This is a genomic window from Olleya sp. AS48, from assembly GCF_038900355.1.
GTDB lineage: Bacteria > Bacteroidota > Bacteroidia > Flavobacteriales > Flavobacteriaceae > Olleya.
The window spans coordinates 1-5,488 of sequence record NZ_JBBMRD010000021.1; the positions used below are offsets into that span (position 1 = coordinate 1).

The window sequence follows — 5,488 nt, forward strand, 5'->3', positions numbered from 1 at the left end:
TTTCCCTTGCGCCTATTTACTTTAATTTTTAGGCACAAAAAAACCCTTCATAAATAAATATGAAGGGTTCTCTAAAAAGGCGACGACCTACTCTCCCACAATGCAGTACCATCGGCGCAAATGGGCTTAACTTCTCTGTTCGGAATGGTAAGAGGTGAGCCCCATCGCTATAATCACCTTAAATCTTTCGGTGTATGTAGTATAAACTACTTAACCGTATATAATAACATATTGAAAAAATGATTCATGAAAATTTTGTATTGAACTTTATAAAAAACAGGCGTACAATAAGCCTATGGGTTATTAGTATCACTCGGCTATGACATTACTGCCTTTACACCTATGACCTATCAACGTAGTCATCTCCTACGACCCTTTAAAGAAATCTCATCTTGTGGTGGGTTTCGCGCTTATATGCTTTCAGCGCTTATCCCTTCCCAACGTAGCTACTCTGCAATGCTCCTGGCGGAACAACAGATACACCAGAGGTTAGTCCAACTCGGTCCTCTCGTACTAGAGTCAGATCCACTCAAATTTCTAACGCCCACTGTAGATAGAGACCGAACTGTCTCACGACGTTCTGAACCCAGCTCGCGTGCCACTTTAATGGGCGAACAGCCCAACCCTTGGGACCTTCTCCAGCCCCAGGATGTGACGAGCCGACATCGAGGTGCCAAACCCCCCCGTCGATATGAGCTCTTGGGGGAGATCAGCCTGTTATCCCCGGCGTACCTTTTATCCTTTGAGCGATGGCCCTTCCATACGGAACCACCGGATCACTATGCTCTACTTTCGTACCTGATCGACTTGTAGGTCTCTCAGTCAAGCTCCCTTATGCCATTGCACTCTACGCACGGTTACCAAGCGTGCTGAGGGAACCTTTAGAAGCCTCCGTTACTCTTTTGGAGGCGACCACCCCAGTCAAACTACCCACCAAGCACTGTCCCTTCATTGAAGGTTAGACTCTAGACAAGCAAAGGGTGGTATTTCAACAATGACTCCACAACGCCTAGCGACGCCGCTTCAAAGTCTCCCACCTATCCTACACATTACTTATCCAAAACCAATACTAAGCTATAGTAAAGGTGCACGGGGTCTTTTCGTCCCACAGCGGGTAATCGGCATCTTCACCGATACTACAATTTCACCGAGCTCATGGCTGAGACAGTGTCCAGATCGTTGCACCATTCGTGCAGGTCGGAACTTACCCGACAAGGAATTTCGCTACCTTAGGACCGTTATAGTTACGGCCGCCGTTTACTGGGGCTTCATTTTAGATCTTCGCCGAAGCTAAACCCTCCACTTAACCTTCCAGCACCGGGCAGGTGTCAGGCCATATACGTCATCTTTCAATTTAGCATAGCCCTGTGTTTTTGATAAACAGTCGCCTGGACCTTTTCACTGCGGCCACCCCGAAGGGTGGCGACCTTTCTCCCGAAGTTACAGGTCTATTTTGCCTAGTTCCTTAGCCATGAATCTCTCGAGCTCCTTAGAATTCTCATCCCAACTACCTGTGTCGGTTTAGGGTACGGGCTGCTTCTCTTGCTTTTCTTGGAAGTCGATTCGCTAGATTATCACCGCGACCGTAGTCTTAGTGTACTATCGAGGTGTTACCACTCTCTTCAACGCACAATTCCGTCTGTGCGCACTAACTTTTCGCCTCCGTCACTTTTAATGAGAGCAGGTACAGGAATATTAACCTGTTGTCCATCCACTACCCCTTTCGGGTTCGCGTTAGGTCCCGACTAACCCTCAGCTGATTAGCATAGCTGAGGAAACCTTAGTCTTTCGGAGTGCGGGTTTCTCGCCCGCATTATCGTTACTTATGCCTACATTTTCTTTTGTAGTTACTCCAGCATACCTCACAGCACACCTTCAACGCCACTACAATGCTCCCCTACCACTTTTACAAGTCCATAGCTTCGGTAATATGTTTATGCCCGATTATTATCCATGCCGAACCGCTCGACTAGTGAGCTGTTACGCACTCTTTAAATGAATGGCTGCTTCCAAGCCAACATCCTAGCTGTCAAAGCAGTTCAACCTCGTTTTTTCAACTTAACATATATTTTGGGACCTTAGCTGATGGTCTGGGTTCTTTCCCTTTCGGACATGGACCTTAGCACCCATGCCCTCACTGCTGATTAACATTTTATAGCATTCGGAGTTTGTCAGGAATTGGTAGGCGGTGAAGCCCCCGCATCCAATCAGTAGCTCTACCTCTATAAAACTATAAATCAACGCTGCACCTAAATGCATTTCGGGGAGTACGAGCTATTTCCGAGTTTGATTGGCCTTTCACCCCTACCCACAGGTCATCCGAAGACTTTTCAACGTCAACCGGTTCGGTCCTCCACTGTATGTTACTACAGCTTCAACCTGCCCATGGGTAGATCACACGGTTTCGCGTCTACCACTACTAACTAAAGCGCCCTATTCAGACTCGCTTTCGCTACGGATCCGTGACTTAATCACTTAACCTTGCTAGCAACGGTAACTCGTAGGCTCATTATGCAAAAGGCACGCCGTCACCCCAAAGGGCTCCGACCGCTTGTAAGCGTATGGTTTCAGGATCTATTTCACTCCCTTATTCAGGGTTCTTTTCACCTTTCCCTCACGGTACTAGTTCACTATCGGTCTCTCAGGAGTATTTAGCCTTATCGGATGGTCCCGACTGATTCACACAGGATTACTCGTGTCCCGCGCTACTCAGGATACTACTATCTTACTGTTCTTTACTTATACGGGACTATCACCCTCTTTGGTTAGTCTTTCCAAACTATTCTAATTCATTACAGCTCAAATATTGTAGTCCTACAACCCCAGCATTGCCTTAACAATACTGGTTTGGGCTAATCCGCGTTCGCTCGCCACTACTAACGGAATCACTTTTGTTTTCTTCTCCTCCGGGTACTTAGATGTTTCAGTTCTCCGGGTTTACTTCCTTTCGGATAACATATCTTCAATATGCTGGGTTGCCCCATTCGGATATCTACGGATCAATTTGTATGTGCCAATCCCCGCAGCTTTTCGCAGCTTATCACGTCCTTCATCGCCTCTGAGAGCCTAGGCATTCCCCATACGCTCTTATTTAGCTTATTGTACTATTTGCTTTTTAATGAGTTCTATGCAGTATTATACTACGATTAGTATAATACCACATTAATTTTAATGAGAAAAATCTCACTAAATTTTCATGTATCTTTTTTCAATATGTCAAAGAACTTTTTCAGTTAAAACTGAATAGTGGAGAATATCGGAGTCGAACCGATGACCTCCTGCGTGCAAGGCAGGCGCTCTAGCCAGCTGAGCTAATCCCCCATATAGGAATCCCGAATGTTCTATTCAGAATTACTTATTTAGAATTGACAACTTCTAGAATTTCCTTTTATCATAGTATTAGTAGTCTCAGGCAGACTCGAACTGCCGACCTCTACATTATCAGTGTAGCGCTCTAACCAGCTGAGCTATGAGACTCTACTATAATAGATTATAAATTAACAGCAGGAGAATAAACTTTTTGTTTACATAAAAAAACACAATAATTGTCTTTCTCTAGAAAGGAGGTGTTCCAGCCGCACCTTCCGGTACGGCTACCTTGTTACGACTTAGCCCTAGTTACCGATTTTACCCTAGGCCGCTCCTTACGGCGACGGACTTCAGGCACTCCCAGCTTCCATGGCTTGACGGGCGGTGTGTACAAGGCCCGGGAACGTATTCACCGCATCATGGCTGATATGCGATTACTAGCGATTCCAGCTTCACGGAGTCGAGTTGCAGACTCCGATCCGAACTGTGATAGGGTTTATAGATTCGCTCCTGGTCACCCAGTGGCTGCTCTCTGTCCCTACCATTGTAGCACGTGTGTAGCCCAGGACGTAAGGGCCGTGATGATTTGACGTCATCCCCACCTTCCTCACAGTTTGCACTGGCAGTCTTGTTAGAGTTCCCGACATGACTCGCTGGCAACTAACAACAGGGGTTGCGCTCGTTATAGGACTTAACCTGACACCTCACGGCACGAGCTGACGACAACCATGCAGCACCTTGTAAATTGTCCGAAGAAAAGTCTATTTCTAAACCTGTCAATTTACATTTAAGCCCTGGTAAGGTTCCTCGCGTATCATCGAATTAAACCACATGCTCCACCGCTTGTGCGGGCCCCCGTCAATTCCTTTGAGTTTCATTCTTGCGAACGTACTCCCCAGGTGGGTCACTTATCACTTTCGCTTAGCCACTCAAACCGAAGTTCGAACAGCTAGTGACCATCGTTTACGGCGTGGACTACCAGGGTATCTAATCCTGTTCGCTCCCCACGCTTTCGTCCATCAGTGTCAGTATATTATTAGTAATCTGCCTTCGCAATTGGTATTCTATGTAATATCTATGCATTTCACCGCTACACTACATATTCTAACTACTTCATAATAACTCAAGACAACCAGTATCAAAGGCAATTCTACAGTTGAGCTGCAGGATTTCACCTCTGACTTAATTATCCACCTACGGACCCTTTAAACCCAATGATTCCGGATAACGCTTGGATCCTCCGTATTACCGCGGCTGCTGGCACGGAGTTAGCCGATCCTTATTCTTACAGTACCGTCAAGCTCTCACACGTGAGAGTGTTTCTTCCTGTATAAAAGCAGTTTACAACCCATAGGGCAGTCTTCCTGCACGCGGCATGGCTGGATCAGAGTTGCCTCCATTGTCCAATATTCCTCACTGCTGCCTCCCGTAGGAGTCTGGTCCGTGTCTCAGTACCAGTGTGGGGGATCCCCCTCTCAGGGCCCCTACCTATCGTTGCCATGGTGTGCCGTTACCACACCATCTAGCTAATAGGACGCATAGTCATCTCTTACCGTAACCTTTAATGTCATCTTGATGCCAAGTTAACATACTATAAGATATTAATCCAAATTTCTCTGGGCTATCCCTTAGTAAGAGGTAGATTCTATACGCGTTACGCACCCGTTCGCCGGTCGTCAGCGGAGCAAGCTCCCTGCTACCCCTCGACTTGCATGTGTTAAGCCTGCCGCTAGCGTTCATCCTGAGCCAGGATCAAACTCTTCATCGTTAAATTTTAAGTCTTACGACTATGTTTTAACAATTAATAATGTTTTCAGTACTCAAAATGGTTTATTCTCGTTTGTTTAAATTAATCGTTTCCAATTAATTCTTACGCTGTCAATTCAATATGTTTATGAACTTTTTTCTCTGTCTCTTAAGATGTTATTTCCTTAAGCGGGTGCAAATATAATTCGCTTTTTTAAATCCCACAAGCTTTATTTAAAAAAAAAGTTTTTTTCTTTTTTAAACTTCACTTTCAATATATCTTAGAACGTTTTCCTCTACTCTCAGTAACATCTGTTACGTCGTTTTCGGGGTGCAAATATACAAGCCTTTTTCTTTCCCACAACCCTTTTTTTAATCTTTTTTTAATTTTATTTTAATACAAACCTTTAATGCCTTATTGCTAACAGGTTAT

2 tRNA genes and 3 rRNA genes are annotated in these 5,488 nt (G+C 45.2%); all 5 read right to left on the reverse strand.

The annotated features are described in order from the left end of the window. Positions 1–74 precede the first annotated feature (74 nt). A 5S ribosomal RNA gene (gene rrf, locus WNY60_RS15405) occupies positions 75–181 on the reverse strand. Between the two features lie 102 nt (positions 182–283). Next, positions 284–3,102 (reverse strand): 23S ribosomal RNA (locus WNY60_RS15410). Positions 3,103–3,247: 145 nt separating this feature from the next. After that, positions 3,248–3,321: transfer RNA gene (locus WNY60_RS15415), tRNA-Ala, on the reverse strand. An 82-nt stretch (positions 3,322–3,403) separates the two neighbouring features. Further along, positions 3,404–3,477 (reverse strand) — tRNA-Ile (locus WNY60_RS15420). An 82-nt stretch (positions 3,478–3,559) separates the two neighbouring features. Then, positions 3,560–5,077: ribosomal RNA gene (locus WNY60_RS15425) — 16S ribosomal RNA — on the reverse strand. The 16S, 23S and 5S rRNA genes sit together here with 2 tRNA genes alongside, the layout of an rRNA operon. Positions 5,078–5,488: the final 411 nt, after the last annotated feature.